General features: G+C 65.1%; 29 protein-coding genes. 11 read left to right on the forward strand and 18 right to left on the reverse strand.

From position 1 onward, the window contains the following. Positions 1-383, forward strand: a 383-nt coding sequence (locus ACFQNJ_RS13570) for an integrase core domain-containing protein (protein ID WP_382258397.1), incomplete at its 5' end; no start/stop codon positions are given. Between the two features lie 620 nt (positions 384-1,003). Here ACFQNJ_RS13570 and ACFQNJ_RS13575 read toward each other — a convergent pair. Both ACFQNJ_RS13575 and rsgA read right to left on the reverse strand, forming a co-directional pair. Further along, positions 1,004-1,954 carry a DNA adenine methylase gene (locus tag ACFQNJ_RS13575; protein ID WP_382258400.1) on the reverse strand — a complete coding sequence of 317 codons (951 nt, stop codon included), beginning with the start codon at positions 1,952-1,954 and terminating at the stop codon, positions 1,004-1,006. 311 nt (positions 1,955-2,265) lie between these two features. Continuing rightward, positions 2,266-3,354: a ribosome small subunit-dependent GTPase A gene (gene rsgA, locus ACFQNJ_RS13580; RefSeq protein ID WP_382258403.1), complete on the reverse strand. Its 1,089-nt coding sequence runs from the start codon at positions 3,352-3,354 to the stop codon at positions 2,266-2,268. 561 nt (positions 3,355-3,915) lie between these two features. On the opposite strand from rsgA, the gene ACFQNJ_RS13585 reads away from it, so the two are divergent. The 5 genes from ACFQNJ_RS13585 (at position 3,916) to ACFQNJ_RS13605 (ending at position 8,904) form a co-directional block, all read left to right on the forward strand. After that, the gene (locus tag ACFQNJ_RS13585; RefSeq protein ID WP_382258406.1) at positions 3,916-4,800 is read left to right on the forward strand and encodes a sulfurtransferase; all 885 of its coding nucleotides are present in this window, start codon (positions 3,916-3,918) and stop codon (positions 4,798-4,800) included. A gap of 38 nt (positions 4,801-4,838) precedes the next feature. After that, entirely contained in the window at positions 4,839-5,396 is a 558-nt protein-coding gene (locus tag ACFQNJ_RS13590; RefSeq protein WP_382258409.1) for an OsmC family protein, read from the forward strand. A gap of 23 nt (positions 5,397-5,419) precedes the next feature. Beyond that, on the forward strand, positions 5,420-6,556 hold the full coding sequence (locus ACFQNJ_RS13595) for an acyl-CoA dehydrogenase family protein (RefSeq protein WP_382258412.1): 1,137 nt from the start codon (positions 5,420-5,422) through the stop codon (positions 6,554-6,556). A gap of 27 nt (positions 6,557-6,583) precedes the next feature. Beyond that, on the forward strand, positions 6,584-7,894 hold the full coding sequence (locus tag ACFQNJ_RS13600; RefSeq protein WP_382258415.1) for an FAD-dependent oxidoreductase: 1,311 nt from the start codon (positions 6,584-6,586) through the stop codon (positions 7,892-7,894). Between the two features lie 65 nt (positions 7,895-7,959). Continuing rightward, entirely contained in the window at positions 7,960-8,904 is a 945-nt protein-coding gene (locus ACFQNJ_RS13605) for an MBL fold metallo-hydrolase (RefSeq protein WP_382258418.1), read from the forward strand. Positions 8,905-8,929: 25 nt separating this feature from the next. Here the strand turns inward: ACFQNJ_RS13605 and ACFQNJ_RS13610 are convergent, their stop codons facing one another. Next, the gene (locus ACFQNJ_RS13610; RefSeq protein WP_382258421.1) at positions 8,930-10,078 is read right to left on the reverse strand and encodes a Fic family protein; all 1,149 of its coding nucleotides are present in this window, start codon (positions 10,076-10,078) and stop codon (positions 8,930-8,932) included. 126 nt (positions 10,079-10,204) lie between these two features. After that, complete coding sequence (locus tag ACFQNJ_RS13615) at positions 10,205-11,245, reverse strand: RNA methyltransferase (protein ID WP_382258424.1); 1,041 nt, start codon at positions 11,243-11,245, stop codon at positions 10,205-10,207. 90 nt (positions 11,246-11,335) lie between these two features. On the opposite strand from ACFQNJ_RS13615, the gene ACFQNJ_RS13620 reads away from it, so the two are divergent. Together ACFQNJ_RS13620 and ACFQNJ_RS13625 are read left to right on the forward strand one after the other, a co-directional pair. Beyond that, positions 11,336-11,548 (forward strand): AbrB/MazE/SpoVT family DNA-binding domain-containing protein, encoded by a 213-nt coding sequence (locus tag ACFQNJ_RS13620; RefSeq protein WP_374639357.1) that lies wholly within the window; start codon positions 11,336-11,338, stop codon positions 11,546-11,548. After that, positions 11,548-11,943 carry a type II toxin-antitoxin system VapC family toxin gene (locus ACFQNJ_RS13625; protein WP_382258427.1) on the forward strand — a complete coding sequence of 132 codons (396 nt, stop codon included), beginning with the start codon at positions 11,548-11,550 and terminating at the stop codon, positions 11,941-11,943. The genes ACFQNJ_RS13620 and ACFQNJ_RS13625 overlap by 1 nt, the downstream gene beginning before the upstream one ends. Before the next feature lie 116 nt (positions 11,944-12,059). Here the strand turns inward: ACFQNJ_RS13625 and cynS are convergent, their stop codons facing one another. The 6 genes from cynS to ACFQNJ_RS13655 all read right to left on the reverse strand — a co-directional run bounded on the left by cynS (position 12,060) and on the right by ACFQNJ_RS13655 (position 17,703). After that, entirely contained in the window at positions 12,060-12,503 is a 444-nt protein-coding gene (cynS, locus tag ACFQNJ_RS13630; RefSeq protein ID WP_374639355.1) for a cyanase, read from the reverse strand. Between the two features lie 51 nt (positions 12,504-12,554). Beyond that, positions 12,555-13,433: an ABC transporter ATP-binding protein gene (locus tag ACFQNJ_RS13635; protein ID WP_382258430.1), complete on the reverse strand. Its 879-nt coding sequence runs from the start codon at positions 13,431-13,433 to the stop codon at positions 12,555-12,557. Continuing rightward, positions 13,423-14,289 (reverse strand): nitrate ABC transporter permease, encoded by an 867-nt coding sequence (gene ntrB, locus ACFQNJ_RS13640; protein WP_382258433.1) that lies wholly within the window; start codon positions 14,287-14,289, stop codon positions 13,423-13,425. Before ntrB ends, ACFQNJ_RS13635 begins: the two co-directional genes overlap by 11 nt. Positions 14,290-14,293: 4 nt before the next feature. Beyond that, a complete protein-coding gene (locus ACFQNJ_RS13645) occupies positions 14,294-15,700 on the reverse strand; it encodes a CmpA/NrtA family ABC transporter substrate-binding protein (RefSeq protein WP_382258436.1) in 1,407 nt (468 codons plus the stop codon). A 129-nt stretch (positions 15,701-15,829) separates the two neighbouring features. Next, complete coding sequence (locus tag ACFQNJ_RS13650; protein WP_382258439.1) at positions 15,830-16,486, reverse strand: response regulator; 657 nt, start codon at positions 16,484-16,486, stop codon at positions 15,830-15,832. Next, a complete protein-coding gene (locus tag ACFQNJ_RS13655) occupies positions 16,483-17,703 on the reverse strand; it encodes a sensor histidine kinase (RefSeq protein ID WP_382258442.1) in 1,221 nt (406 codons plus the stop codon). Before ACFQNJ_RS13655 ends, ACFQNJ_RS13650 begins: the two co-directional genes overlap by 4 nt. A 98-nt stretch (positions 17,704-17,801) precedes the next feature. Here ACFQNJ_RS13655 and ACFQNJ_RS13660 point away from each other — a divergent pair, with 98 nt between their 5' ends. Then, the gene (locus ACFQNJ_RS13660) at positions 17,802-18,419 is read left to right on the forward strand and encodes a cyclic nucleotide-binding domain-containing protein (protein ID WP_382258445.1); all 618 of its coding nucleotides are present in this window, start codon (positions 17,802-17,804) and stop codon (positions 18,417-18,419) included. On the opposite strand, the gene ACFQNJ_RS13665 is transcribed toward ACFQNJ_RS13660, so the two are convergent. Then, a complete protein-coding gene (locus tag ACFQNJ_RS13665) occupies positions 18,420-19,118 on the reverse strand; it encodes a Crp/Fnr family transcriptional regulator (RefSeq protein WP_382258448.1) in 699 nt (232 codons plus the stop codon). 88 nt (positions 19,119-19,206) lie between these two features. Here ACFQNJ_RS13665 and ACFQNJ_RS13670 point away from each other — a divergent pair, with 88 nt between their 5' ends. Both ACFQNJ_RS13670 and ACFQNJ_RS13675 read left to right on the forward strand, forming a co-directional pair. Then, the gene (locus tag ACFQNJ_RS13670; protein WP_382258451.1) at positions 19,207-19,740 is read left to right on the forward strand and encodes an Mpo1 family 2-hydroxy fatty acid dioxygenase; all 534 of its coding nucleotides are present in this window, start codon (positions 19,207-19,209) and stop codon (positions 19,738-19,740) included. Further along, entirely contained in the window at positions 19,737-20,726 is a 990-nt protein-coding gene (locus ACFQNJ_RS13675) for a 2-dehydropantoate 2-reductase (protein ID WP_382258454.1), read from the forward strand. Before ACFQNJ_RS13670 ends, ACFQNJ_RS13675 begins: the two co-directional genes overlap by 4 nt. A 14-nt stretch (positions 20,727-20,740) precedes the next feature. Here ACFQNJ_RS13675 and ACFQNJ_RS13680 read toward each other — a convergent pair whose 3' ends face one another. The 7 genes from ACFQNJ_RS13680 to ACFQNJ_RS13710 all read right to left on the reverse strand — a co-directional run bounded on the left by ACFQNJ_RS13680 (position 20,741) and on the right by ACFQNJ_RS13710 (position 26,133). Further along, positions 20,741-21,691 (reverse strand): TerC family protein, encoded by a 951-nt coding sequence (locus ACFQNJ_RS13680; RefSeq protein WP_374639342.1) that lies wholly within the window; start codon positions 21,689-21,691, stop codon positions 20,741-20,743. A gap of 259 nt (positions 21,692-21,950) precedes the next feature. Beyond that, positions 21,951-23,090 carry an esterase-like activity of phytase family protein gene (locus ACFQNJ_RS13685; RefSeq protein ID WP_382258457.1) on the reverse strand — a complete coding sequence of 380 codons (1,140 nt, stop codon included), beginning with the start codon at positions 23,088-23,090 and terminating at the stop codon, positions 21,951-21,953. 1 nt (position 23,091) lies between these two features. Continuing rightward, positions 23,092-23,889 (reverse strand): alpha/beta fold hydrolase, encoded by a 798-nt coding sequence (locus ACFQNJ_RS13690; protein WP_382258460.1) that lies wholly within the window; start codon positions 23,887-23,889, stop codon positions 23,092-23,094. A gap of 56 nt (positions 23,890-23,945) precedes the next feature. Then, the gene (locus ACFQNJ_RS13695) at positions 23,946-24,572 is read right to left on the reverse strand and encodes an HD domain-containing protein (protein WP_382258463.1); all 627 of its coding nucleotides are present in this window, start codon (positions 24,570-24,572) and stop codon (positions 23,946-23,948) included. Between the two features lie 18 nt (positions 24,573-24,590). Next, the gene (locus ACFQNJ_RS13700; protein ID WP_382258466.1) at positions 24,591-25,010 is read right to left on the reverse strand and encodes a DUF1330 domain-containing protein; all 420 of its coding nucleotides are present in this window, start codon (positions 25,008-25,010) and stop codon (positions 24,591-24,593) included. A gap of 122 nt (positions 25,011-25,132) precedes the next feature. Beyond that, the gene (locus ACFQNJ_RS13705) at positions 25,133-25,537 is read right to left on the reverse strand and encodes a nuclear transport factor 2 family protein (protein ID WP_382258470.1); all 405 of its coding nucleotides are present in this window, start codon (positions 25,535-25,537) and stop codon (positions 25,133-25,135) included. 116 nt (positions 25,538-25,653) lie between these two features. Continuing rightward, complete coding sequence (locus ACFQNJ_RS13710; protein WP_382258473.1) at positions 25,654-26,133, reverse strand: pyridoxamine 5'-phosphate oxidase family protein; 480 nt, start codon at positions 26,131-26,133, stop codon at positions 25,654-25,656. Positions 26,134-26,643 lie beyond the last annotated feature (510 nt).

The raw sequence follows: 26,643 nt of genomic DNA on the forward strand, positions 1-26,643 counted from the left end.
CGCTGGAGCAGCGCAAGCCCAAGGATGTCATTCATCACAGCGACCAGGGCAGTCAGTACACCAGCCTTGCCTTTGGCGAGCGCTGCCAGCAGATGCAGGTCAGGCCTTCCATGGGAACGGTGGGCGATGCCTACGACAACGCGATGGCCGAGAGCTTCTTTGCCAGCCTGGAAGGCGAACTCATCGAGCGCAGCACCTTCCAGAGCAAGGCGCAGGCACGCATGGCTGTCTTCACCTGGATTGAAGGCTGGTACAACCCCAGGCGCCGCCACAGCGGCCTGGGCTACCTCTCACCCCTGAACTTTGAAAGGAGTAACGAAGCCCTGTTTGATGTCGTCGAGGATGCCCGTGTGCATGCCGAGACAACACCCGAAACGGTTTGACTATCAAACCAGTACCCGTCCACGAAAGCGGGTCAACTCCAGGGATTGATTGAGGCGCCTGGACCGGCACCGACTAGTTCGGACGAGGCGCCCAGTCCGAGCTCACCCATAGGCGCCCCTAGCAGTGGGCCGACATCGCCGCTTCCGGCGCCCAACCCAGCACCTAGCGGTTCGTCTGCCCCGGACCCATCCGGCCCATCGACTCCGCGTGCGGCACCTACGCCCACAATTCCGGCAAGCGAGCGCGACCGGCTGTTCGGTAGGTATTCTCCCGGCATCTCTATCCCTGCGTCAGAAGCCAAAGCGGCTACCATTGTTGCCGAGATCCGCAAGCTCAAGGTGCGCGGTTCCAATGCCACCCCTTTGGCTGTCGGAATGCTGCTACGCCATCTAATCGAGCTAAGCGATGCCCACTACGTGTCACTTCATTCGCTGCCAAGCAAAACTCTCGGTAAGAGCGTATTTCAGAGCGCCAAGCACATGAAATCGGCCGGTCTACTTGATGCGTCTGAATGTGACATCGTCTGCCGTCTAGCCGATCCGGGTATCAGCAGCAGCGAATTGCTGCACATCGAGACGCTGCAGAAGTGGATGCACCGCGAGACGCATATCCCCAGCTATCAGGCGCTCAATGTTTTTTGGGAGGCTATCGCGCCTTTCGTTCGCGCGTGCTGGGCCAAGTGAGTGGCACGAGTCATTGCCGGCGCAGACGGCAACTCGATGTTCCGATAGAACAGGATCTCGCTGGTGAGCGGTCTCGCTGAGTGCGTTGAGTAGTGCAGTTCGAAGTTCGTTGATTCGAACGAGCTGTAAAGCTGGCGAACCTCGTAGCAGTCGTCATACGTGACGATTAGTGGGTAGGCTGCATCCGCAACACACTCTGCGATTGCTGCATGGTCCTCATGGACGTAGTGGTTGCGATACAAAAGACTTCCCTTTACGTAGTACGGTGGATCCAGATAGACCAAGCACTCTCTGGGAAAGCCAGGAGCCACATCGGTCAAAAGATCAAGCGCATCAATGCCGAGAACGGTCATGCGACTTTTGTACGCCCCGATTGTCTTGATGCGATACATCAGGTCCGCAACGTTGTAGCGCGCGTCGAGCTTATAGTCGCCAGTCTGCGCCTTACCGCCGATGACCCCTGCGGAAAGGATTCCCGAGCGATTCGTCCGATTCAGGAAGAATGTAGCAAATGCCACCTCGACCAAATTGTGTTTCTCAGGAGCAGCGATAACCTCGCGTTGGCGCCGCCACGTTTCCATCGTAACGGGCGTCTTCTGAATCTTGGCCAGCAGTTCGGCGTTACGTTCCGTGGCCGCTTTCCAGAAGGCGTACACGATCGGGTCTGCATCATTGATGACGATGTGATCAACATATCCCTGAGTCAACAGGAAGAGCGCTGCGCCAGCACCGCCAGCATATGGTTCGATGTACCATCCCCCGGAAATACGGTTGTGGCGCATGATCTCTGCGATCCAGGGACCCAGGCGACCCTTGCCGCCAGGGTATCGAAGGGGAGTAGTGAACTTGCCCCAGGCAGTCTCGCGAGTTTGTGGTTCTGCACCCATGGGTGGCTATTCTCTTTGAATCTGGATTCCCAGTACTTAGCCGATCAAGCGTCAGCAAGCGTCGAAGACGGGCGGAGTCTACTCGTAGTTGACATCGAACCGGGTTCACGCCTAGCAGCCTGTTAATCATCTGAACCGACTTGCTCGCCTAGACCCGGGTGAGAGAGCGCAGGTGCCCCTCTTGCTCCCACAGTCGACATTGAAGCTTCGTCAGCGATTGGCGGCAACCGCTGCAGACCTGCCCGTCTTTAATGGGAAGGCAGGTCTAGGCTGGGAGCTGCCATTCGGCAACTGACCCTCAGCCATTGGGCTCACTCATCCTGGCGCCGCTTGGACTTCATCACCGAGCGCACAAGCTTGCCGAAGTTCCGGTCCTTCTGGCGTTTTTCGTGATGGGTCATCTCGAGATATTCAGACTCCTTCTTCAGCTTCAGATAGCTCTGAAACTGAGCCGCATCCACTTCATTCCTGGCAATGGCGTCTCGAATGGCGCAACCTGGTTCGCTGGCATGCGTGCAGTTGCTGAAGTGGCAGTTCAATGAACGCGCCTGCAAGTCGGCAAAGCTGTCATCGATCCCCTCGCTGACGCCGAGGACGCCCAACTCCCGCATGCCCGGCATGTCCACCAGAAAACCACCGCCTTCGAGTGCAACGAGTTGCCGCCGGGTGGTGGTGTGGCGGCCTTCCCCGGAGTGGCTGACGGCATTGGTTGCCCGGCTGGCATGGCCGGTCAAGCGATTGACCAACGTCGTCTTGCCCACCCCTGATGATCCCAGCAGGCAGTAGGTCTTGCCGGACTCGATCAGCGCGCGCAGCTGATCGATGCCACTTCCACTGACATTGCTGATCGGGATGACCCGGGCGCCGATGCCCGCACCGCGAATCGTCGAGATCAGCTGCTCCAGCGCCTCCGGACGGATCAGATCGATCTTGGTGAGCAGCACGATGGGCTCTATGTGCCCTTCGCTCGTCATCACCAGGTAGCGCTCGAGTCTTCGCACATTGAAGTCAAAGTGACAAGACTGAACAATGAAGGCCACATCGATATTGGCGGCGATCATCTGGAAACCGATGCCACTGCCGGGCCTTTTCCGTCGAAGAAACGATGTTCGGGGCAGCACTTCAAGAATGCTCGCATGGGCACCGGCGTCGTGATAGCTGACGCGGACCCAATCGCCAACGCAGGGCAGGTCAACAGGCGATTCGCTGATGTAGAGGTTCCTGCCCGTGAGCTTCGCGGGTACTTCGCCCTGCGCATTTGTGATGACGTACTGCCCTCGATCGACGGCAGTTACTCTGGCGATGGCCTCTTTGGCGTCATCGCCAGTGTCAGGGGGAGAGTTGCGGCCATGACAGGCACGCGTATCGGGAAGCTGTTGCTTCAGCTTGGAGGTGTTCATGTTGGAAATCAATGCTCAGTAATCCGGACGAACAAAAACCAGCAGACCGTCTAGCAACGACCTGCCAATCGTTTGTGATCGCGATAACCAGGATGCCCAGCAAGTGCCAGGATCAGGTTATCGGACTACTGCAATCTCCAACATCCAGCCTCTAAAAAGTGACGCCAGCCGAATCTGGCTGAGCAGCAAAATTGTACCGGCGAGGAGAGCGATGAACAAACACCTCGGACCGGACGACCCAGGGGGACAGCCCACGGCATGAAGTACGGACCACGAAGGGCTCCGATGCCAACAAGGCCGACCTCGCCCGCTCTTTGGCCGATTGCCAACGTCGGCAACTGCAGACTGCACACATCGGCCGTCCGCCAAAGTGTCGACATTGTGTTAACCCAATGTCAGCCGACGTGATCTGACACAACCGCCTCACAGACCCCAGCAGCCGGCAAAAATCCAAGCAAATCAACCACTTCCGCTCACCGACTTAACCGCCCACCACCCTGGCACGGCGGTTGCGATGAAGGGCTCAGGCGATCTTGCCTTTGCCCTGATTCAGAGGTCCCCATGAGCATTGAAGCCACCCTGATTTCTCCGGACCAGCTGGCCGCGCTGCAGGCCGCCGGCCCCGTGGTCGTCATCGACACCCGCGACGCGGACACCTACGCAGCGGGCCATGTGCCCGGCGCGGTCAACCTGCGCGAGATCTTTACTTTTCTGGCCACCTCCACGCCCGAGGGCCTGCAGGAGCTCAAGGCCACCTTTGCCAAGGCGCTGGGCGATGCCGGCCTGTCGGGCGCCGAGACCGCCGTCTTCTACGAGGACGCCATGAACAGCGGCTACGGCCAGTCGTGCCGGGGCTACTACCTGCTGACCTGGCTGGGCTACCCCAAGGTCAAGGTGCTCAATGGCGGCTTCTCGGCCTGGAAGGCCGCGGGCCTGCCCGTCTCCACCGAGGCCGCCACGCCCACCCCCGCCACCTTCCCTGATCTGCCCCTGGCCGACGTGATGCTGACGCAGGCCGATGTGCAGGCAGCGCTGGGCACCGGCACCGTGCTGCTGGACGTGCGCGATGTGGACGAGTGGATTGGCGAAAGTTCCAGCCCCTATGGCAAGGACTTTGCGCCGCGCAAGGGGCGCCTGCCAGGGGCCAAGTGGATCGAGTGGTACCGCTTCATGAAGCCGTCGCCCACCGGGCCGGTGTTCAAGTCGCCCGACGAGGTGAAGGCCGAGTGCGCCACCGCCGGCATTGCGCCCACCGACACCGTCTACCTGTACTGCTTCAAGGGCGCGCGCGCGTCCAACACCTTCCTGGCGCTCAAGCAGGCAGGCTTTACCGATGTGCGCATGTACTTCGGCTCGTGGAACGAGTGGTCGCGCGACCCGAGCCTGCCGATCGAATCCGGCCTGCCCACCCTGGTGGCGCCTGCGCCCCTGCCGCTGGCCGCCTGATCTCCCTGACCTCTTCTCATTTCAAACCTGGAGTTTCCATGACCACCGACACCCTCGACCCCGTCACCACCGTCAAAGCCTACCTGCGCCCCATCGATGCGCAGGGCCTGGCCGAGTTCGCTGCCGGCGGCAAGGCCAACCCGGCCCGCCGCGGCACCAACAAGGTCCACACCGTGATGGAGGGGCAGTACCGCTCGATCTCGCACGTGGGCGAGAAGCACACCGTGGTGGTGGACGAGCCTCTGCATCTGTTCGGCCAGGACACCGCGCCCGCGCCGGGCGAGATCGTGCTCTCGGGCCTGGGCGGCTGCATTGCCGTGGGCGTGACAGCGGTGGCCACCTGGAAGGGCGTGAAGCTGAGCAAGCTGGAGGTGTTTCTGGAAGGCGACATCGGCAACCCCGCCGCCTGGGGCGCCGGTGGCGCGCTGGAGATGACACCACCGCAGATGGGCTTTCAGGCGGTGCGGGTGAAGGTGCTGGTGGAAGGCGACGCGCCGCGCGAGGTGCTGGAAGAGATCGTGCAGCACGCCAACTTCTATTCGCCGGTGGCCAACACCATCCGCAATCCGATTCCTTTCGACATTTCCATGGCCTGAAGCCCGACAGGAGGAGTCCCATCATGAACGCCATCGACATGCCCACCGACGTGGCCGCCGCCACCCGCACCGAAGACCTGCTGGCCGCCGTGCGCGCCATCGCCCAGGGCCCGCTGGCCGAGCGCGCACAGGCCATCGACGAAGGTGCCTACCCGGCCGACCTGTTGCATGCGCTGGGCGCGGTGGGTGCGATGAGCGCGCACATTGACCAGCCCGGACGGCCAGGCAACTACATGGACGCGATTGCGGCCATGGCCGAGGCCGGCAAGGTGTGCGGCGCCACCGCCTTCATGATGTGGACCCAGGCGGCGGCGGCGCTGTACATGGACGCCTCGGACAACGAAGCACTGCATGGCGATCGGCTGCAGCGCCACCTCAGCGGCGCCACGCTGGGGGGCACCGGGCTGTCCAACCCGATGAAGAGCTTTGCGCAGATCGAGAACCTGCTGCTCAAGGCCACGCCGGTGGACGGCGGCTACCGCATCAACGGCACGCTGCCATGGGTGAGCAACCTGGCGGCCGACCATTACTTTGGCGCAGTGGCCACAGTGGAGGGCGAGCCGGGCCGCGAGGTGATGTTCATGCTGCGCTGTGATGCACCGGGTGTCACGCTCAAGGCCTGCCCCAAGTTCTCGGGCATGGAGGGCACAGGCACCTACGCCGTGCAGTGCAAGGACCTGGTGATCGGCGCCGAAGACATCGTGGCCGACCCGTGCAAGCCCTACATCCGGCGTATCCGCGGCGCCTTTGTGCTGCTGCAGTGTGGCATTGCGGCCGGCATCATCCAGGGCGCCATCGACAGCATGTGGAAGGTGGAAGACCAGCTGGGCCATGTGAACCAGTTTCTGGACGACCGGCCCGACCAGCTGCAGGCCGAGTTCGATGACCTGCTGGCCACCGTGGCCCGCCTGGCCGAGACGCCCTACGACACGTCGGACGCGTACTTTCTGGATGTGCTGAGCGCCCGCCTGGCCGGTGGCGAGCTGTGCCTGCGCGCGGCCAACTCGGCGCTGATGCACCAGGGCGCGCGCGGCTACCTGATGAGCTCGGACGTGCAGCGCCGCGTGCGCGAGGCGCAGTTCGTGGCCATCGTCACGCCCGCCATCAAGCACCTGCGCAAGGAAGTGGCGGCCCTGTGTGCCGACACCCTGCCCGCCTGACACCCTGAGACTGCCCTGGAGCCGCCCATGTCCAGCCCCGCTGCCGAACCCGCCATCCCGTACCGCCAGTACATCTGCAACGCCTGCGGCTGGATCTACGACGAGGCCAAAGGCGACCCGGACAGCGGGCTGGCACCAGGCACCCGGTACGAGGACATTCCCGACGACTGGGAGTGCCCGCTGTGCCGGGTGACCAAGGCCGACTTTTCTCCCTACACGCCACCCGTTCGACCTGCAGGTGGTTCGGCCCCTCGCGCGGCAGCAGCTGCGCCCCGCGTGGCTGGCAAGGCAGTGCCCGGGGTGGTGATCGTCGGTGGCGGGCGCGCCGGCTGGGCCATGGCCGAGGCACTGCGCGCGCTGGACGCTGCGCTGCCCATCACCCTGGTCAGCGGCTGCGCGGCCGACGTGTACGACAAGCCGCTGCTGTCGGTGGCATTGGCCAAGCAACTGGCCCTGGGCAGCCTGGTGCGCGAGACCGGTGCGCAGGCGGCCGAGCGCCTGGGCCTGCGTCTGATGGCCCAGACGCAGGCCACCCGCATCTGCCCGCGTACCCTGACGCTGAGCACCACGCGCGGCACCCTGCCCTTCTCGGAGCTGGTGCTGGCGCATGGGGCACAGGTGGCGCTGCCCCCCAGCCTGCCGGCGGAGCTGTGCTGGCGCATCAACCACCTGGACGCCTACCGCCGGCTGCGGGAAAGCCTGGGTCTGCCAGAGACCGGTGTGTGGCCCGAAGGCGTGTCGCCCCATGTGGCCATCGTGGGCGCGGGCCTGATCGGCAGTGAGCTGGCCAACGACCTGGCGCTGGCCGGTTGCCGCGTCAGCCTGATCGACCCGCAACCCGAGCCGCTGGCACGCTGGCAGGCACAAGGCGCCGGGCAGACCGCGCTGCAGGCGTGGAAGGATCTGCCCATCCGCTTCATCGGCGGTGTGGGCGTGGAAACTGTCGAGACGGTGGAAGATGCGGGCAGCCACAAGCGTCTGCACCTGAGCAACAGCGAGGTGCTGCAGGTGGACCAGGTAATCGCGGCCACCGGGCTGACCACCCCCAACCGGTTGGCCAGCAGCGCGGGCCTGACATGGAACCAGGGCATCGCGGTTGACCCGGTCACCCTGGCCACCAGCCACCCGCGCATCCATGCCTTGGGCGACTGCATCACCATCCACGGCCAGGCCAGCCGCTACATCGAACCCATCGGGCGCCAGGCCGCCACCATCGCGGCCAAGCTGGTGGCGCGGCGCGGGGGCGCAGGCCTGGACGATTGCCCGGTGCCCTACGAACACAAACCCGCCACCGTGCGGGTGAAGACCACGTCCTGCCCGATGACGCTGGCGGGCTGAACGCTGGGCGGAACGGAGCAACGGGTGCATACTCCGGGGGGATACCGACATCCCCGGAGACAGACATGCCCCTGAAGATCAGAGCCCGCCGCGCTCGGGCCGCAACGATGGCCGCCCTGCTGCTAACCCTCTCCTCGTTCGTCCACGCCATCGAGGTCCGCTTCGAGGCTGTCGCCCCTGGCCTGTATGCCTTCATCGGCGAAAAGTCGGGCCGCACCTACGAGAACGAGGGGCTGAACGCCAACATCGGTCTGGTGGTCACGGCGGACGGCGCGCTGCTGATCGACAGCGGCGCGAGCTTTCAAGGTGCCCGCAAGATCCACGAATCGGTCAAGCAGGTGACCAAGCAGCCGGTGAAGTGGGTGATCAACACCGGTGGACAGGACCACCGCTGGCTGGGCAATGCTTACTTCATCGGGCAAGGGGCGGAGGTGATCGCTCACGCCAACGCCAAGGCCGATTTGCAGAAGCGGGGTGGCGACCACATCGCGGCCCTCAAACCCGAGCTGAAGGAAAAGCTCGACGGCACCGTGCCCACCCTGCCCACGCGCTGGCTGTCTGGCAACGACGAGACGCTGAACCTGGGCGGGACCTCGGTGCAGGTCATCCACCGTGGCGGTGCGCACACGCCCGGCGATGTGATGGTGTGGGTGCCGCAGCAGCGCGTGGTGTTCAGCGGCGATGTGGTCTATGTGGACCGCATGCTGGGCGTGATCCCGGTCAGCCACACCGGCCGCTGGCTGGAGAACTTTGCCGCGCTGGAGGCCCTGCAGCCTGCGCGCATCGTGCCCGGCCACGGCCAGGTGTGCGACCTGCCCCTGGCCCAGGCGCAGACGCGCGACTACCTGAAAACCCTGCGCACGCACATGAAGCAGGCGGTGGATGCGGGCCAGGACATCAGCGCGGCCATCAAGGCCTTTGATGCCAAGCCGTGGATGGGCCTGCTCAACGCCGCCGAGCTGCACCCGGGCAACGCCAGCCGCACCTATCTGGAGCTGGAGCGGGAGTAAGGCTTCTGCCGGAGATCAAGAGCCATCAGCGACTGAGCCGAGCCACATACGCGGCGTAACTGAAGCTGCGGTTCTTTTTCTGCCCGGTCATTTCGGTGACGATGCCCAGTTCCTCCAGCACCCTGACAGCGGCGCTGGCGGTTGGAAAGCTCGTGCCCAGCGCTGCGCGCACCCGCTCCACCGAAAAGCGGGGCATGGTGGGCAGCATCTCGAACAGGCGGTAGCTGGCCGGACCGGCCTTGGGGTGTTGCAGCAGGCGCCGGCGATCGGCAGCCACCAGGCTGGCCAGCGCCACGATGTCCTGCTCGGCCTGCGCTGCCGATGCCTGAACGCCGTCCAGAAAGAACCCGACCCATGACTCCCAGTCACCCGTGGTGCGAATGTCCGACAGGTGACGGTAGTAGGCACTCTGGTGCTGCTTGAGGTAGCCGCTGAGATACATCAGCGGCTCGGGCAACATGCCCCAGTGCTCCAGCAGGGTGCCAATCAGCAGGCGCCCCATGCGGCCGTTACCGTCCAGATACGGGTGAATGGTTTCAAACTGCGCGTGCACCAGCGCCACCTTGACCAAGGGCGGAAGATCACCTGCCGGCGCGTGAATGAAGCGCTCCAGATCGGCCAGCAAAGCAGGCACCTGCTCGGCCGGTGGCGGCACGAAGACGGCATTGCCCGGGCGCGAACCGCCGATCCAGTTCTGCGAACGGCGCAATTCACCCGGTTGCTTGCCGTTACCCCGCACACCATCGAGCAGCAGGCGATGCGCATCGCACAACAGGCGCACGCTGATCGGCAAACCCGCCGGGTCTCGCAACTGGCTCTGCACCAGCCGGAAGGCACGCAGGTAGTTGGTGACTTCCTCCACATCGTCGGTATTGCTCACCGCCAGCCCGGCTTCCTGGTCGAACAGGTCGGTCAGCGTGGCCTGCGCGCCCTCGATCTGGGAGGTCATCAGGGCCTCCTTGCGAATGGCGCTGTAGAGCAACCAGTCCACAGACGGGACCAGCCCTGCCACCGCCGACAGGCGCGCCAGTGCCAGCTCGGCGCTGCGGTTGCGCTCCATCCAGGCGCTGTCTGCCAGCTCCGGCGCACTCGGTGGCAACGGGTATGGCACAAACGCCCTGACCGGTTCACCCAGCGTGGTGAGCGTGACGTAGGAGCCGGTGACGCGCGACATGTGAAAGCTTTCTTTCAAAATAGCGCTCGATATTAAAGAAATGTTTAATATCTGGCAATTCGATGAAAGACGGCTTTAAGGTGCTTGTCTGTTGCCCGGCCTGAACAGGGGGCCGCTCGCGACGAGTCAAACCACCGAGACCGGAATCACCCGCCGCACCGGCCGCTCGGGCTTCTGCGCACGTGCCCGCAACTGCCCGCAACCGCCATCCACGTCCTGCCCGGCCGACTGGCGCAGCTTGGTCAGGATGCCGCGCCGGTGCAGGCGCCGCGCGATGTCGGCGGCCTTCTCCCAGCTCGGCCGCACATACGGCATGCCCTCGACCGTGTTGAAGGGGATCATGTTCAGGATGGCGTACCTGCCGGAGAGCAGGCGCACGATGCCCTCGATCTCGTCGTCGCTGTCGTTGACGCCGTCGAGCAACGTCCACTGGTACTGGATCGGGTAGCCGGTGGCGCGGGCGTAGGTCTCGCCCGCCTCGACCAGTTCCTCGGGCGTCAGGCGGGGCGCGCGCGGCAGCAGCTGCTCGCGCAGATCGGCCCGGGTGGTGTGCAGCGACAGCGCCAGCGCCGGTTTGACCGGGCCGCGCGGCAAGGTCTCGAACACGCGCGGGTCGCCCACGGTGGAGAACACCAGGTTCTTGTGGCCGATGTTGCCGGCCGTGCCCAGCAGCTCGATGGCCTCCATGACGTTGTCCAGGTTGTGGGCCGGCTCGCCCATGCCCATGAACACCACCTTCTTGACCGGCCGCTTCGTGCGGGCCAGCGCCACCTGCGCCACGATCTCGGCACTGCCGACCTGGCGGATCAGACCGGTGGTGCCGGTCATGCAGAAGGTGCAGCCCACCGCGCAGCCCACCTGGGTGGACACACACAGGCCATCGCGCGGCAGCAGCACGCTCTCGACCAGCTGCCCATCGCCCAGACGCACCAGCAGGCGCGCCGAGCCGTCCTCACCGGGGTGCTCGGATTCCAGCCGGGCCAATGCCGCCAGTTCTTCGGTGATGGCGGGCAGCTCGGCCACCAGGGGCGCGGGCAGGAAATGCTCGACCTGGCGCTTGCCCGCGGTCTGCGGCAGGGCCTGGCTCCAGAGACGCAGCACGCGCTGCTCATGGCGGGGATTGGCGCCCAGCGCACGCAGGCGCTGGCGCAGGGTTTCGATGCGCATGTCGGGATTGTCCCGCAAGGGTCGACTTCCTTCCAGCGAAGTTTTGCGATATTCTTACCAAATCGTCATCGATCAGAACTGAGCCAGAACGTGCCTGCCACCGCCACCCTCTCCAGCAAGTTCCAGGTCTCCATTCCCAAGTCCGTCCGCGAGGAACTGCATTGGGAAGCCGGACAGGAATTCGTGTTCATCCCAAAGGACAAAGGCGTTCTGATGATGCCGGTGCCCGAGCTGGAAGAACTGGCCGGCATTGCCAAAGGCGCGCGCAGGGAAAACTACCGCGACCGCAAGGACCGCTTCTGATGGTCGCGCCCTTGCGCGTGGTCGATACCTCGGCCTGGATCGACTGGCTGGTGGGTTCAGCGGTCGGCAGAAGGCTCGCCAAGGAGATTCCCGAGAAGTCCCTGTGCATCGTGCCCACCATCGTTCAGCTGGAGCTGTCCAAGTGGCTGTGGCGCGAACTGGGCGAAGCGCAAGCCGATCAGGTGATCGCCTACACACTGAAATGCCGGGTGGAGCCGCTGGACACGGCAACGTCCCTGCTCGCAGCCGACATGCACCGCCAGCACAAGCTCGCCACCGCAGACGCCATCGTCTACGCCACGGCAGTGAAACACGGCGCCGAACTGCTGACCTGCGATGCGCACTTCAAAGACTTGCCAGGCGTGGTGCTGTTGCCCAAGAGCGCAGCCGGCTGACACCAACACGATGCACGTGCCTTCAAGCCAGGGCACCCGTGGAACGGGCTTCGCGCGGCCACAGGGGGCGTCCCCCCGCGCAGCAGGGGGGAAGCCGCGTCAGCGGCGCAGGGGGGTCAATACTGTTTATACGGCAGGAACTTGCCCGACATCACGATGTTCACCCGGTCGCCGTTCGGGTCGGGCTGGCGCTGCAGATCCATCTTGAAGTCGATCGCGCTCATGATGCCGTCACCGAACTCCTCGTGGATCAGTTCCTTGAAAGTGGTGCCATACACACTGACCAGCTCGTAGAAACGGTAGATCAGCGGGTCGGTCGGCACGCTGGTGGGCAGAGAGCCCTTGTAGGGGACGACCATCAGCCACTTCTGCTCCTCGGCGCTCAGGCCGAAGATCTTGCCCAGCACCTTGGCCTGGGCGGGGGTGGCTGTCATCTGGCCCAGGCAGAGAGCCGTCGTCCATTCCTTGGACTGGCCCACCTTCTTGGCCACATCGGCCCAGCTCAGGCCCTTGCTGACTTTGGTGGAAATGATCTTCTCGGTGACGGCGAGTCGGGTCATGGTGTTGCCTCTTGGGAATGGTGATGAAACAAACGGAACGAAGAAGAAGGGTCAGTGGGCCTTCGCCCGGGAGACCAGGAAATCCACGATGTGGTTGCGCAGCTCGTAGTAGCCGTCCAGGTGGTGCAGCTGGGCGCGCGTGCGCTCCCGCGGCAGCGGGTTGCTGACCATCTCGACCAGGCCGCCCGGCCGGTAGCCGCTGTCGGTGTCGCTGCCATTGCTCATGAGCAGGATGCGATCGGCCAGCAGGATGGCCTCGTCCACGTCGTGCGTGATCATGAACACGGTCTGCTGGGTCTGGCGCACGATGCCCATCAGCTCGTCCTGGATCGTGCCGCGCGTGAGCGCATCCAGCGCACCGAAAGGCTCATCGAGCAGCAGCATCTTGGGCTGGATCGAGAAGGCCCGGGCAATGCCCACGCGCTGCTTCATGCCGCCAGACAGCTCGCTGGGCTTCTTGTCGATCGCATGGGACAGGCCCACCATGGCCACGTACTTTTCGACCTGGGCCTTGACCTCTTCCTTGCCCCAGTCGGGCCAGCGCGACTTGACGGCAAACGCGATGTTCTGGCGCACCGTCAGCCAGGGCATCAGGGCATGCCCCTGGAACACCACGCCGCGCTCCAGGCTGGGGCCGGCCACTTCGCGGCCGTCCATGAACACGTTGCCGCTGCTGGCCGTGTCCAGACCGGCCAATACGTTCAGGATGGTGGTTTTGCCGCAACCGCTGTGACCGATGATGCAGACGAACTCGCCACGCGACATCTCGAAAGACACGTCGGCAAACACCGGCCGCGCCGCCTGGTAGGCCTTGGCCAGCCGTTCGACCTTCAGGAATCCGGAGGACATTGGTGACACCTTCTGGTTGGGAGGCGTGGCCGCCGGGGCCACGCGGGACGCGCTCTCGCGCAGGGACTCGTCACTCCACATAGGTCACCACCTTCTGCAGCTGGGCAAACATCAGGTCGAGCAGCATGCCCACCACGCCGATCATCCCGATGGCAAAGATCACGTTGGTGATGGAGAGGTTGTTCCACTCGTTCCACACGAAGTAGCCGATGCCGGTGCCGCCCACCAGCATCTCGGCCGCCACGATCACCAGCCAGGCGATGCCCATGCTGATGCGCATGCCGGTCAGGATGGTCGGGGCCGCCGCCGGCAGGATCACCTGAAAGGCCTTGCGCAGCGGATTGACTTCCAGCGTGGCGGCCACATTGAGCCAGTCACGCTTGACCGAGGCCACGCCGAAGGCGGTGTTGATCAGCATCGGCCAGATCGAGCAGATGAAGATCACGAAGATGCCGCTGACGTCCGAGTCCTTGAGGGTGTAAAGCGCCAGCGGCATCCAGGCCAGCGGACTGATGGGCTTGAGCAGCTGCACGAAGGGATTGAAGGCCTTCTGCATCAGCGGCGACATGCCGATCACGAAGCCCAGCGGGATCGCCACCAGCATGGCCAGGAAGAAGCCCAGCCCCACCCGGGCCAGCGAGTGCGCCAGCTGGATGCCGATGCCCTTGTCGTTCGGGCCCTTGTCATAGAACGGGTCCGACAGATGGCCCCAGCTGGTGCGGGCCACCTCCAGCGGTCCCGGAAAGCCACCGCTCTTGGTGGCCCCGGGGTCCTTGCCCATCATCTTGAGGTACTCGATCTCCTCGGCGCTGAGCGAGGCCGTGGCCGCCGCCGTGCCGCCGGTCGACGTGGCGACCTGCCAGATACCGATCACGCACACCAGCAGCAGCAGCGAGACGATCGCCGCGCGCAGGTTCAGATTGCCCATGGTCTTCATGGCATCACCCCGCCTTGCTGATGGCAAAGCTCTTGGCATAGGCCGCGGCCTTGGCCGGATCGAACTCCTTGCCCATGATGGTGTGTTTGGCATAAGCGGGACCGGCCTTGAACTCCTGGCCCAGGTCCTTCATGTGCTTGCGGGCATCGGTGATCAGAAACACCTTTTCGGCGATCTGCTGGTAGTTCACGTCGCCCTTGATGTAGCCCCAGCGCTGCATCTGGGTCAGCATCCACACCGCCATGCTCTGCCAGGGCATGGGGTCGAAGTCCGCGCGGTCAGGCACGTTCTGGATCTTGCCCATGCCATCGGCAAACTTGCCCGTCAGCACCTGCTGCAGCACCACCTCGGGCTGGTTGAGGTACTGCGCCGGGGCAATTACCTTGGCGATCAGTTCGCGGTTTTTGGGCTGGCGCGCCATGGCCGCAGCGGTCAGGACCGATCGGTACAGCGCCGCGAAGGTGTTCGGGTTCTTCTGGATGAACTCCGCCGTGGTGCCAAAGGCGCAGCAGGGGTGACCATTCCACAGGTCCTTGGTCAGGGTGTGGATGTAGCCCACCTCTTCATAGACCGCGCGCTGGTTGAACGGGTCCGGACCCAGGAAGCCGTCGATGTTGCCGGCGCGCAGGTTGGCCACCATCTCGGGTGGCGCGATGACCCGCAGTTGCACATCGGTGTCGGGGTTCAGGCCGTGCTCGGCCAGGAAGTAGCGCAGCAGGAAGTTGTGCATCGAATATTCGAACGGGATGCCGAACTTGAAGCCCTTCCAGTTCTTCGGATCGCGGTTGTCCTTGTGGCGCACCGACATCGTGATCGCCTGACCGTTGATGTTCTGGATCGTCGCCACGTTGGTGGGCACCGCCGTGGATCCCAGCCCCAGGCTCATGGCCAGCGGCATGGGCGAGAGGAAGTGCGAAGCGTCGTATTCCTTGTTGATCACCTTGTCGCGGATCAGCGCCCAGCCCGCCGTCTTGGTCACCTCGACATTCAGACCTTCCTTCTTGTAGAAGCCCAGCGGGTGGGCCATGATCAGCGGCGTGGCACAGGTGATCGGGATGAAGCCGATCTTCAGGTCGGTCTTCTCCAGCGTGCGCTTTTCCTGGGCCATCGCCTGCAGGCTGGCCACCGGCAGTACGCTGGCGATCGCGGCCATGGCCGTGTTCTTGCCCACCGCCCGCAGGAAGCGGCGGCGCTGCTCGTCGTGCGGGAAGATGGCCTTGACCAGCGTCGCTTCGATGAACTCGTTGCTGTAAGCCTCGAACTCGGCGCTCTCGCTGCGCTGGCGCAGCACGCGCGCCGCCTCATCGGCCGCCACCTCGGCATGGTGATCGGCCACGGTGTGGTCGCGACCGCAACTGCACTTCATCATCAGGGGACGGTCGGCGTTGTAGGGATCGAAGAACTCGGACATGGCACACCTCGTTGGTTGATGACGAGGTGTTCATTGCAAGCAACGGGCCAGGTATGGGCCAGCTGTGGGCCAGTTCAGACATCGACCGGCAAATCACCGACGGAATGACCACACCGTGTAGGGCTGGCCCTACAAAGCGGCGGGTCTGGCGTGCCGCTCAGCGTAGATCGCCAGCTCCACATCGTTCTTGGTGCCGGTTTTCTCCAGGATGCGGGCGCGGTAGGTGCTCACGGTGTTGGGCGCCAGTCCTAGCTGTGCACCAATTTCGGTCACGGTCAGGCCCTGCGTGAGCAGCCGGTAGACCTGATGCTCACGGTGCGACAAGGCCTCCGGCCCGGCGCGCGTGTCGCTCCGGCCCACCGCCGACGCCAGCGCTTCGGCGGTGGCGGGTGTCACGTACATCCCCCCGGACGCGACCTTGCGCACCGCGGCGAGCATGTCGTCCGGATCGGCACTCTTGTGCAGATAGCCCGCCGCCCCCATGCGGATGCACCGCACCGCGTACTGGCGCTCGGGATAGGTGCTGAGCATGAGCACCGGCAGGGTCGGATGGGCCTTGCGCAGGCGCTGCAGCACGTCGATGCCGTCCCGCCCGGGCATGGCCACGTCCAGCAACACCAGCTCCAGCCCGTGGCGACCGCCCAGGGCCTCCACCTGGGCCAGCACCTGCTCGCCGTCCGGCGCCTCGGCCACCACCTGCACCTCGGGCGCATCGGCCAGCACCTGCTTGAGTCCCTCGCGCACGATGCGGTGGTCATCCCCGATGAGGACACGAATCGCCGTCATGCGACGCTTCCTTCGGGCGATGGCACCGGCAACTGCACGCGCAGCCGCATGCGGGTGCCTTCGCCCGGTGTGCTGACGATGTCCAGGCGGCCGCCGAAGTGGCGCGCCCGCTCCCGCATGCCCATGATGCCGTAGGCATCGGCCGCCTCGAAGGCCTGCGGCGGCGCGCCCACACCGTCGTCCTCCACGGTCATCTGCAGCTCGTCGCCCTGGCGGCCGATGTCAATGCGCAAGTGCGCAGCACGGGCATGGCGTCCCACGTTGCTGAGCATCTCCTGGAAGATGCGGAACACGGCCATGGCCATCGGCTCGGGCAGCGCCAGCCCCTCATCCACCGTCATGCACCAATCCAGTGCCAGCTCGGCAGACGCGGCGAACTCCTGGGCCTGCCACTCCAGGGCAGCCCACAGGCCCTGGTGGTCCAGGATGCTGGGACGCAAGTCGGTGATGATCCTGCCCACGTTGTCCACCGCCGTTTCGATCAGGCGACTCATGTTCTGGCACTTGCAGCGCATGCGGCTGCGCATGTCGTCGGCCTCCTGCGGGGTGCGGGCGGCCTGCTCGGACAAGCGCCTGTCCAGCCAGTTGACGTCCATCTTCATGGCCACCAGCAGGCTGCCCAGTTCGTCGTGCACCTCGCGGGCGATGCGGGTGCGCTCCTCCTCGCGCACCATCTCGGCGCGGGCGGCCAGCTCGCGCAGCTGGTGCAGCGCGGTTTCCAGCTCGGCAGTGCGCTCCCTCACCCGCTGCTCGAGTTCGTCCTTGGCCCGGTGCAGGGCGTCGGCAGCCCGGCGGCGCTCGGTGATGTCGACAAAGGTCACCACCGCCCCCCGCACCTGCCCGCCATCGATGATCGGATGGCTCGAGTACTCGACCGCCATGGCCGTACCGTCCCGCCGCCAGAACACCTCGCTGTCGATGCGGCAAGGCACACCACGGCGAAAGGCGTTGAAGATCGGACACTCGGCCTCCGGATACGGGCTGCCGTCAGCGCGCGCATGGTGGGTCAGATCGTGCATGTTGCAGCCGATCAGTTCCGCCGGCTCATACCCGATCAGCCGCGCACCCGCCGGGTTGATGAACACGCAGCGCCCGTCCAGGTCCACCCCGTACACCCCTTCACCGGTGGACGCCAGCAGCAGCCCCAGCGTCTCGCGCCAGGCGGGCGCGGTCAGGGGTTCGCCGCGGTCCAGCGCGGCCGGCAAATTCAGGCTCATGTTCGGGTGTTAGCAAGCCATGTGCCACACGCGTGCAAATCCTCAGCGCCAAAACCGCCGTCGAAAGGCACAATCAAGGGATACCGCTCTCACCCCCCATGTCCCTGTTCGACAAGTTCATCGGCAACCGCCATGCCCCGCAGAACCGCACGGCGGCGCAGCGCCATGCGGCCGTGGACCGCTCCGAAAGCGCGCATGCAGCGGCTCACCTGCTGCGCGCGCCCACCGCCCTGATGCAGCTGGGCGAGGCCGAGGCCATGACGGTGGTGGGCTTCATGCAACCCCACCGCTACCCGGCGGGCACCACCATCATCCGTCAGGGCGAGACGACCGACACCGGCTTCATGGTCCTGGTGCTGGATGGCGAAATCACGGTCGAGACCATTGCGGCGCGGCGCACCGAGCCGGTCACGCTGACCGTCCTCGGACCCGGCAGCCTCATCGGCGAAATGTCCCTGGTCGACGGCGGAGCACGCTCTGCTTCCTGCGTGGCCAGCAGCGACGTCAAGTGCGCCGTCCTCACGCGCGACGCGCTGGAAGCGCTGATCCTGGAAGAGCCGGCCACCGCCGCCAAGCTCATGACCGCCGTGGCCCAGCGGCTGGCCGAACGCCTGCGCGACAGCGGCCACAAGCTGCGCATCTACAGCCAGCTGGTGCAGTCGATGCAGGAGGAGATCGACGCCCTGATGCCCACGCCGGACACGCGCCCACGCTGATCAACCAGCCCCCCGGATCGGGTCGAGCAACTCGATCTCGCCATAGTGCAGACGCAGGGCACCGCGCGCTTCCAGCTGCTTGAGCGCGCGGTTGACCGACTGGCGGCTGACGCCCAGCATGTGGGCCAGGGTCTCCTGCGCCACCCGCACCCGACGCCGTGCCGTGTCGCGACTCCCATAACCCATGGCCTGCAGGCGCAGGCGGCGCAACACGCGCTCCTCCAGCGGCAGCTGGGCCAGTTCCTCGAGCACCACGAAACTCACCCGCAGCTTGCGGCAGGCCAGCCGGGCAATGTCGCGCCAGTGCCCGGGCTCCCGCTCCAGCCACGACAGCAAGCCTTCGCGCGGCACCACCAGCACCTGGCTGGCCACCTCGGCCACCGCGTCATGGGTGCGGGGCAGACCATCGATCATGGAAATCTCGCCGAACCACTGGTACGGCTCCAGATAGGCCAGCACGGCCGCCTGGCCCTCGATGTCATGGGCGCCGACCCGCAGGGCCCCGGCGGTGACGCAGCACAGGCCGTCGGCCTGCCCGCCCCGGGCAAACAAGGGTTCTCCGGGGGCCAGGCGTCGCAGATGCCCCATCTCCCGCAGGGCCTGCTGGAAGGCAGCGGGACAGCCGGCAAACCAGTCGTCGGTCTGCAGGGCTGCCAGCAGCGCTGCCGGCACAGGAAGTTGCGCGTCCGAAGGGCCCATGAAGATTGACTCGACTTTGTCGGGATTCTGACAGACGATGCGTCCTGTTGCCGGCATCCTAGCGGCCCATAACTACCCGGAGACAGCCATGACACCGTCCACCAGCCTGCTGGTCCAGTACGCACGTTACCACCGCGATCCGCGCAACATCGCCACGCACTACGTGGGCATTCCCCTGATCGCCTTCGCCATCGGCGTGCTGCTGGCGCGCCTGCAGATGCCCGTCGGCGGCATCTCGGTGGGTGTCCATCAGGTGGTCTGGGCGCTCGTGGCCCTGTGGTACCTCCGGCAGGGGGTGTCCACCGTCACCCTGTCCAGCATCGCCGCCACCGGCATCCTCGTCGCCCTGGCCCACCCGTTCGGTCAGGCCCCCCTCACGACCTGGCTGCTGGCCGGGCCGGGGAGTTTCGTGGTGGGCTGGATCTTCCAGTTCGTCGGCCACTTCTGGGAAGGCCGCAAGCCCGCCTTTGTCGACGACATCCGCGGCCTGCTGGTCGGCCCGATGTTCGTGGTCGCGGAAGTCTGGTTCATGCTGGGTGGCGGGCGGCCACTGCAGGAGCAGATCCACCGCGAGGCCGGTCCCGTGGCCCGCCAGACCCCGCGACGGACGCAGGGCGCATGACGGCCGTCCCCCATGTGCTGGTGATGGGTGCCGGCAGTGTCGGCTGCCATGTCGGTGGCTGCCTGCAGCTGGCCGGCGCCACGGTGCATTTCGTCGGGCGCCCCCGGGTGATCGGCGACCTGCATGCCCGTGGCCTGCGCCTGACCGACCGGGATGGCCGCGACCAGCACCTGTCGCCATCGGTCCTGCGCCTGCACCTGCAGGTGCCCTCCGATGCGCAACCTGACCTGGTGCTGTTGTGCGTCAAGAGCGGCGCCACCGAAGACGCAGCACGGGAGCTGGCGCGCGAGCTGCCGGCGGGCACCCCGGTGCTGAGCCTGCAGAACGGCCTGAACAATGCCGTGAAGGCGGCCGGTGTGGCCCCGACGCTGACCTGGCTGGCCGGCATGGTCCCCTTCAACATTACCGAACTGGGACCGGGCCACTTCCACCGGGGCACCGACGGCCGCCTGGCCGCCCAGAACCATGCCTGCCTGCAAGCCCTGACCGACCTGTTCGAGAGCGCCGCCCTGCCCCTGGACCTGCACGCCGACCTGCGGCCGGTGCAGCTGGGCAAGCTGCTGCTGAACCTCAACAACCCGGTCAACGCCCTGTCGGGCCTGCCGCTGCGCGCGCAGTTGCTCAGCAGCAAGCACCGCCGGCAGTTGGCCGACCTCATGCGCGAAGCGCTGGACCTGATTCGGCTGGACGGCACCGAACCGGCCCGGCTCACCCCGTTGCCCTGGGACGTGCTGATCGCGGTACTGCGCCTGCCCACCCCGCTGTTCCGGCTGGTGGCCAGCCGCATGCTCAAGATCGACCCGAAGGCGCGATCGAGCATGGCGGACGACCTGGCCGCCGGGCGCCCCACCGAGATCGACGCCCTCAGTGGCGAAATCGTCCGCCTGGCCAGCCGACTGGGGCGCACCGCCCCGCTGAACATGAACATGGTGGCCCATGTGCGGGCGCTGGAAGGTGCCCCCACATCGCCACCATCAAGCCACTGAAAGCGCTCGGATGATCAGGTGTTCGGCGCGGTCTTGGCGCTCCAGATCATGGTGATGGCCAGGATGCCGAGCACCACGCCCAGCGACACCGCCACCGGGATCTTGAAGATGTCGATCAGCATCATCTTGGTACCGATGAACACCAGGATCACCGCCAGACCGTAGTTGAGCAGGTGGAAGCGGCTGGCCGCGGCCTGCAGCAGGAAGAACATGGCGCGCAGACCAAGGATGGCGAACACGTTGCTGGTCAGCACGATGAACGGATCCTTGGTGATGGCGAAGATGGCCGGGATCGAGTCCACCGCGAAGATCACGTCGGTCAGGCCCACCATGGCGATCACCATCAGCAGGGGCGTGGCGATCTTCTTGCCATTCTCGATGGTGAAGAACTTCTCGCCGTCGTAGTGCTTGCTCACCGGCATCAGCTTGCGCAGCAGCTTCAGGGCCGGGTTGTCGTCCAGGCTCTCTTCCTTGCCGGCGGCCCACCACATCTTCACGCCGGTCAGGATCAGGAAGGCGCCGAAGACATACAGGATCCAGTGGAACTGCTCCAGCAACCAGGCACCCACCAGGATCATGATGGTGCGCAGCACGATGGCGCCCAGGATGCCGATCATCAGCACCCGCTTCTGGAAGGCCGGCGGCACCGCGAAGTAGGTGAAGATCAGCAGGAAGACGAAGATGTTGTCCACCGCCAGGCTCTTCTCGATGAGATAGCCGGTCAGGAACTCCAGCGATTTCTCGTTGGCGATCTGCGTGGAGCCGGTGGTGTCCTTGATGGCCCACCACAGCAGGCCGTTGAACAGAAAGCTCACCGCCACCCAGGCGATGGACCAGTTGAGGGCTTCCTTGACGCCCACCTCGTGCGCACCCTGCTTCTTGAGGACAACGAAGTCGACGAACAGGGCCACGAGCACGAAGGCCACAAACGTGGCCCACAGCCATGCGGGAGCGATGGTTTCCATGAACAGAACCTTTTGATGGAATGGTGTTGACGGACGAACACCCTCCAAGGTCTTGCCAGGGCCTGGCGGGGCGCTAGGCCTGGGGATCCGGCCACCCGACGGTGGCGTACTGACGGAAGCCCCGACGACATCACCGGCGGGGCGGCGACGCGTTGACTACTCCCCTTGATGGGAAAGGCGATTGTGGGGGCGCACCCCTGTCCCCACAATCAGAAAGATCTTCCGGTTTTTTCTGAAGGTCAGCGACCAACACCCATGTTCAGTGCGTTGCCGGTGGTACATGCACCTCGAACACGATGAACAGGTTGCGCTGCCGCTGCGAGAAGTTGTTGTCTGCCACCAGCACCAGCGTCCGGTGACCGTTGTCCAGCGTTGGCCCCCAGCTGATGCCCTCGATGTTGTCCATGTACACCCCCTGGAAGACCGGTGGCAGCTCCAGCAACAGCTCGCGGGTCATGGGGACCACGGCCGCGTCTGCCAGACGTTCCACCGTCTGCACGTCGGTGGTGAGACCTGGCCGGATGCTGGTGTGGACCAGGCGGATGGTGTTGCCAGCCCCGGGCACGTAGGCGCGCTCGACGGCGATGAAGCTGTTGTCCGACCAGCCCAGCAGGGCGGTGAGGCCGTTGTCAGAACTGGCGGGGATGCGCGACAGCCCCATCGCCGGGATCGGTGGCAGATCGTAGGCGTACTGGCCGGTGACGCTGCCGCTGGCGGTGTCCAGCGCCGTGACGCGCAACCGGCTGCCCCGGTCCTGTGTCGCCACCGGCCCATCCTGGATCAGGGCGTCCTCGTTGGCCACATACAGGGTGGCGCCGTCCGGGCTCAGGGCCAGGGCTTCGAGCAGCTTGTTGTCCCGCCCGCCGGTGGTGGCGTTGTCCACCAGCCGGTAGGCGGGTGGCAGGCTGAATTCGCGCACATGGCTGCCGTCCGGGCGCATCTCGCGCACAAAAGGCTGCTGGCGCCGCGACGGGATCAGGCTCCAGATGCCTTCACTGCTCCAGTAGAGGTGGCCGTTGGGCCCCACCCGGATGTCCTCCGGGTCCACCGTGCGCTGGTCGGCGGCAAACCCCTGACCCTCGGGACGCTGCATGAACGTGTGGCCGAGGATGCGTACGCCATGAACGCCCCGGGCATCCACATCCAGCGCCATGCGGTAGAAGCGGGGCGCACCCCGCTCGCCGCCGCGATCGTCCGAGATGGCCACAAAACGGCCATCGGCCAGTCGGTCGATGCCGGAAATGCCGCCAAACTCGACACCATCGTGCAGGGTGCCCGATGGCACGGCATGGGCCCCGATCAGGCGCAAGGTCACCTCGGCCGCCGCCGCGCTGGCGCACAGGGTGCCCGCAGTCACCATGGTCTGCACCAGGGTGAGGAGCTTCAACCAACCACGCATGTCATGCCTCCAGCACCCGCTTGCCGGGCTGGCGCAAAAACTGTTGCACCGCCGGCATCAACAGATCCGGCGCATCCACATGCACCTCATGGCCGGCAAAAGGCACATTGAACAGGTGCGCCCCCGCAATCTGCGTCTGCAGGGCCACCGCCTCCTCCAGCGAGAGCAGCGGATCGGCATCACCGCGCACGATCAGCGTCGGTGCAGCAATCTCCGCCACGGCGAGGCCAGGGTATCCGTCCGGCCCGGCGTCGGTCCACAGTCCCACCACCGCCTGGACCAGGGCGTCAAAGTCAGGTGCCGGGTTGAGCGCCTCGTAGACCGCCCGTGAACCGGGGAACATCTCTTCCCACAACTGCGGCGTCAGGCCCGCCAGCATGCCGGCCACCGGGCTGTCCGGCACCAGCGTCCACTGGGCCCCCACCGTGATCAGGGCCTGCACCCGCTCGGGCGCCTGCGCGGCGATCCGGTAGCCCACGATGCCGCCATCACTGAAACCCAGGGTGGCGCAACGGGCAATGCCCAGATGGTCCAGCACCGCCAGCACATCGTCCTGATAGCGGCGGTAGGTCAGCGGTGCGGTGCCCAGCGTCGAGGCGCCATGGCCGCGCAGGTCCATCCCGATCAGCCGCAGGTTCGACGGCAGGCGCTCCAGGATGGGATTGAAGTCGACCAGGCTCCCGAGCCCCCCGTGCAGCAGCAGCAAAGGCTGGCCGTGGGGATCGCCCGCCTGCTCCACGTACAGCCGTGCGTCGCCGACCGCGACCCAATCGCCGCTCTGGTGATTGAAACCGCTCATGCTCGTTGTTCCTCCCTGCATGTTTGCATCATGCATCACGGCATGACAAAGCCGTTTCAACGCCCTGACACCGCCCTGGTCAGATTCAAGCGGGCCTGCGCTTCATGACTCTGCCTGAAGCGCTCGGTGCTGTAGATGTGCCGACGGTCCAGAAAGGACCGGAGCACCTCGCGGCGCTTGCGGCGGTACAGGAAGCCGGGCACCCAGCGGTATTCCTGGCGAACCTGCTGGTCGTACTCGTCAAACCGCGCGGGCGCTGACCCGAGGATGGCCAGGTCGATGTCCACCAGCAACTGCGCGTCCGCCTCGGTCGGGTTGGCCTGATGGCAGGTGGCCATGATCAAGGCACGCACCCGATCACGACGGGGCTGGGTGGCACCGGCCTGCGCCAGCACCTCGTCGGCCCAGCGCGCGCTCAACGCCTCGTTGTCCTTGCCCTTGGGGTCATAGACCGCGTCATGAAACGACAGCGCCAGAGCCACTTCGCCCGGATGCGCGGCCAGATGCCGAACAGCCTGAAAGTGCGTCAGGCATTCGCCCAGATGCTGCAGCGTGTGGTAGTGCCGCTGCGGCTCGGCGTAGGCCGTCAGCAGGCGCTGGTGCACACCGGCGTCTGGCATCGGCAGACCCAGATCGCGCCAGGCGGTCTCCCAGGAGGTCGCGAGCACGTGCATCTCATCCATCGGTCCATCCATTGAGATTCAGGACAGTGCCTGAAAAGCCGAGAGGGGAATCAACCGCGAGTCGGCCAGAGCCGCCGTGCGGTGATGCACACAGGCCTGGTACTGCGGCATCGCCATCATGGCGCGAAACGCCGCCGGCGACGGGTACTGCACCAGAAAGGCCTGATGCCACCCTTCACCCTGCGGCGCAATCAGCGCCTCGTGCGCCTTGCCGCCAAAGATCACCCGGCCACCCACCGCGGCAATCGTCTGCAGCGAGGTCTGCGAATAGCGCTTGTAGGCCTCGCGACCACTGCAGGGCTCGGCCTGGTCGGTGTCGGCATACGCTGCCTGGTCGTGGAAGCGCAGCAGGTTGAGCATGACCACCGGCTGGTCGGGCGGCAGGGTGTCCAGCACCTGAAGCTGGCGATCTGAAAGCACATGGGTCGACGATGACATGGTGGCTGGCACTCCTTTCGGTGAAACCCGAAACCGGAACCCTCCGGTCGGGCATCGGCTGAATCTACGCGGCTGTGTGAGCGCACGATGTCTGCCAAGGGACAGGCGATGGCCGAGATCCTTCAGGCCTGCGGCATGCTGTGCCACCAGATGCGCGCCTCTGTACACAGGCCCTGCGCGAACCGAGCTTGCAGCACCCCATCGAGCACCATGCGCGGCAAAGGGTCACCGGGCTGCCGGGGCGGCAGGCCTGTACCGGTGGAGCGCGCCCAGATCTGGAACAGCTCCTCCGAGGCGACCTGGTAGGTCACGTGCCAGTGCGCCATGCCCGTGTCCCCGTGATCGGCCAGCACCTCGTAGGTGACCCGCACGTCTTCCTGCAACTGCACCCGCCGCCAGTACTCGGCCAGCTGCGCCCGGCCCGTCTGCACCTGAAAGGGCGTGTTGTGGTACCGGCCGTCTTCATGAAACAGGGCCGCGAACATCGCCGGGTCACGCGCTTGCCAGGCGGCCTGGTAGCCAGCCATGAAGGTATCGATGTTAATTCCGTGCTCCTTAGAAAAGCGACTGCAGTTGCGCTGTCCGCTGGGCTCCTCAGTCGGTCAGGCGTTTGCCGTTGGAGAGGGAGTCCAAATGCGACATGCTAGTCATCGTTAGTTCTCAGAGCGAGTCCATACGTACGGCGCGCGGCAGCGATCTGCGACTCTTCGGTCGTCTCTGCGGGATACAGCCAGTAGCTCGGTGCGACGATCGGCTCTACCGAGTTGGCACGGATCACGACCACGCTGTGAATCTTGAACCTAGGCTCCGCCTTCGACAGAAGCGGGGCAGCCCAACGTTGGAACGACAATTGCCCTCGGTCAACATTCTCGGCCTCACCAAGAATCTTGAAGCCCTTTTGGACAAAGACGTCGATGAAGCTCAAGCAGACCTGTCGCGACTGCCTGACGTTCCTGACCGTCGTCGGCGAAGCGATGTTCGCAACAACCAAGTGAGCCGAGTCGAAAGGCGCCCAGATCTCCTTGGGCGAGACATTCGGCTGTCCGTCCGGGCTCACGGTCGCAAGCCAGCACAGCACGCTTCGGCTTGCTGCATCAAGAACCTCGGCAGACAGGATGTTCATAGCGGACTATCCGGTTTTCGGCGCCTAGCGCCTGAATTCAGCGGCGCCGTCAGGCGTCCGCTGGAATGATTGGTTGGGCATCATTGTGGGACGTAGGTAGCAAGGAAACCGTTAAAGAGACGATTGAGTTCAATGCCACAAGCCGTGAATGCGTCCGCAGCATCCTCTAGGTAACCGATTTCGAGCACGGCACCAGAGCTTAGGCGTGCATCTCTATTGGGGCCTGTGCATGGCTTGCCATGCAAGATTGCATTCCTGATTTCGACCAAGCGGGCGAACTCCGCAGCAGCAGACCGGAGCTCTTCTCGCTCCGGTGATTTCGGCATATTTCGGGTGAGATCGAGAAAGAACTTCGCAATTCGTCCGGCAGTCCTCTCGTCTCCGACTAGTTTGTTCAGAGAGCCTGGTCGGATCTTCTCACTGCACCAAACAACTTGCCATTCGCACGTCGCAAATGTGTAGGCAGCCAGACCGATCGCGCTGACATAGTCGGACTTAACGGGAGACCTG

It is taken from the genome of Hydrogenophaga bisanensis (genome assembly GCF_042665135.1).
Lineage (GTDB): Bacteria > Pseudomonadota > Gammaproteobacteria > Burkholderiales > Burkholderiaceae_C > Hydrogenophaga > Hydrogenophaga bisanensis.

Excerpts from the sequence above, each read along its gene's own strand:
- ACFQNJ_RS13575 (WP_382258400.1), bottom strand. The coding sequence starts at position 1,954 with ATGGGTGCAGAACCACAAACTCGCGAGACTGCCTGGGGCAAGTTCACT.
- rsgA (WP_382258403.1), bottom strand. The coding sequence starts at position 3,354 with ATGAACACCTCCAAGCTGAAGCAACAGCTTCCCGATACGCGTGCCTGT.
- ACFQNJ_RS13585 (WP_382258406.1), top strand. The coding sequence starts at position 3,916 with ATGAGCATTGAAGCCACCCTGATTTCTCCGGACCAGCTGGCCGCGCTG.
- ACFQNJ_RS13590 (WP_382258409.1), top strand. The coding sequence starts at position 4,839 with ATGACCACCGACACCCTCGACCCCGTCACCACCGTCAAAGCCTACCTG.
- ACFQNJ_RS13595 (WP_382258412.1), top strand. The coding sequence starts at position 5,420 with ATGAACGCCATCGACATGCCCACCGACGTGGCCGCCGCCACCCGCACC.
- ACFQNJ_RS13600 (WP_382258415.1), top strand. The coding sequence starts at position 6,584 with ATGTCCAGCCCCGCTGCCGAACCCGCCATCCCGTACCGCCAGTACATC.
- ACFQNJ_RS13605 (WP_382258418.1), top strand. The coding sequence starts at position 7,960 with ATGCCCCTGAAGATCAGAGCCCGCCGCGCTCGGGCCGCAACGATGGCC.
- ACFQNJ_RS13610 (WP_382258421.1), bottom strand. The coding sequence starts at position 10,078 with ATGTCGCGCGTCACCGGCTCCTACGTCACGCTCACCACGCTGGGTGAA.
- ACFQNJ_RS13615 (WP_382258424.1), bottom strand. The coding sequence starts at position 11,245 with ATGCGCATCGAAACCCTGCGCCAGCGCCTGCGTGCGCTGGGCGCCAAT.
- ACFQNJ_RS13625 (WP_382258427.1), top strand. The coding sequence starts at position 11,548 with ATGGTCGCGCCCTTGCGCGTGGTCGATACCTCGGCCTGGATCGACTGG.
- cynS (WP_374639355.1), bottom strand. The coding sequence starts at position 12,503 with ATGACCCGACTCGCCGTCACCGAGAAGATCATTTCCACCAAAGTCAGC.
- ACFQNJ_RS13635 (WP_382258430.1), bottom strand. The coding sequence starts at position 13,433 with ATGTGGAGTGACGAGTCCCTGCGCGAGAGCGCGTCCCGCGTGGCCCCG.
- ntrB (WP_382258433.1), bottom strand. The coding sequence starts at position 14,289 with ATGAAGACCATGGGCAATCTGAACCTGCGCGCGGCGATCGTCTCGCTG.
- ACFQNJ_RS13645 (WP_382258436.1), bottom strand. The coding sequence starts at position 15,700 with ATGTCCGAGTTCTTCGATCCCTACAACGCCGACCGTCCCCTGATGATG.
- ACFQNJ_RS13650 (WP_382258439.1), bottom strand. The coding sequence starts at position 16,486 with ATGACGGCGATTCGTGTCCTCATCGGGGATGACCACCGCATCGTGCGC.
- ACFQNJ_RS13655 (WP_382258442.1), bottom strand. The coding sequence starts at position 17,703 with ATGAGCCTGAATTTGCCGGCCGCGCTGGACCGCGGCGAACCCCTGACC.
- ACFQNJ_RS13660 (WP_382258445.1), top strand. The coding sequence starts at position 17,802 with ATGTCCCTGTTCGACAAGTTCATCGGCAACCGCCATGCCCCGCAGAAC.
- ACFQNJ_RS13665 (WP_382258448.1), bottom strand. The coding sequence starts at position 19,118 with ATGGGCCCTTCGGACGCGCAACTTCCTGTGCCGGCAGCGCTGCTGGCA.
- ACFQNJ_RS13670 (WP_382258451.1), top strand. The coding sequence starts at position 19,207 with ATGACACCGTCCACCAGCCTGCTGGTCCAGTACGCACGTTACCACCGC.
- ACFQNJ_RS13675 (WP_382258454.1), top strand. The coding sequence starts at position 19,737 with ATGACGGCCGTCCCCCATGTGCTGGTGATGGGTGCCGGCAGTGTCGGC.
- ACFQNJ_RS13680 (WP_374639342.1), bottom strand. The coding sequence starts at position 21,691 with ATGGAAACCATCGCTCCCGCATGGCTGTGGGCCACGTTTGTGGCCTTC.
- ACFQNJ_RS13685 (WP_382258457.1), bottom strand. The coding sequence starts at position 23,090 with ATGCGTGGTTGGTTGAAGCTCCTCACCCTGGTGCAGACCATGGTGACT.
- ACFQNJ_RS13690 (WP_382258460.1), bottom strand. The coding sequence starts at position 23,889 with ATGAGCGGTTTCAATCACCAGAGCGGCGATTGGGTCGCGGTCGGCGAC.
- ACFQNJ_RS13695 (WP_382258463.1), bottom strand. The coding sequence starts at position 24,572 with ATGGATGAGATGCACGTGCTCGCGACCTCCTGGGAGACCGCCTGGCGC.
- ACFQNJ_RS13700 (WP_382258466.1), bottom strand. The coding sequence starts at position 25,010 with ATGTCATCGTCGACCCATGTGCTTTCAGATCGCCAGCTTCAGGTGCTG.
- ACFQNJ_RS13705 (WP_382258470.1), bottom strand. The coding sequence starts at position 25,537 with ATGGCTGGCTACCAGGCCGCCTGGCAAGCGCGTGACCCGGCGATGTTC.
- ACFQNJ_RS13710 (WP_382258473.1), bottom strand. The coding sequence starts at position 26,133 with ATGAACATCCTGTCTGCCGAGGTTCTTGATGCAGCAAGCCGAAGCGTG.